We start from the raw sequence: 557 nt of genomic DNA, 5'->3' as shown, positions 1-557 counted from the left end.
GCGCAAGGCCGATCCCTTCGGCTTCTCCGCGCGCCTGCGCCCCGACACCGCCAGCGTCGTGCACCCGCTTCCGCCGCCCGCCAAGGTACCGCAGGGACGTGCCGAGGCCAACGCACGCGGCGCGCCCATCAGCATCTACGAAGTGCATCTGGGTTCGTGGCGGCGAAAGAACGGCCACGAGTGGCTCGACTACCAGGACCTGGCCGACACCCTGGTGCCCTACGCCCGCGACATGGGCTTCACGCACATCGAGTTGATGCCCATCAGCGAGCATCCCTTCGACGGCTCCTGGGGCTACCAGCCGATCGGCCTCTATGCGCCGAGTTCGCGCTTCGGCACACCGGCGGACTTCCGCGCCTTCGTCGAGGCCGCGCACAAGGCCGGCCTGGGCGTGATCCTCGACTGGGTGCCGGCGCATTTCCCGACCGACGCGCATGGGCTGGGCCGCTTCGACGGCACCGCGCTCTACGAATATGCCGACCCGCGCGAAGGCTTCCACAACGACTGGCAGACGCTGATCTTCAACTATGCGCGCACGGAAGTGCGCAACTATCTGG

Annotated in this window: 1 protein-coding gene; it reads left to right on the top strand. The window is 68.0% G+C overall.

Annotation, left to right across the window (positions count from 1 at the left end):
• Nucleotides 1–557: alpha-amylase family glycosyl hydrolase (locus tag AC1DTN_RS38840; RefSeq protein ID WP_477925550.1), on the top strand; the 557-nt coding region annotated here is incomplete at both ends.

The sequence above is a fragment of the Rhizobium sp. 01T444 genome (genome assembly GCF_056398305.1).
This window is presented reverse-complemented; position numbering and strand designations above follow the sequence as displayed.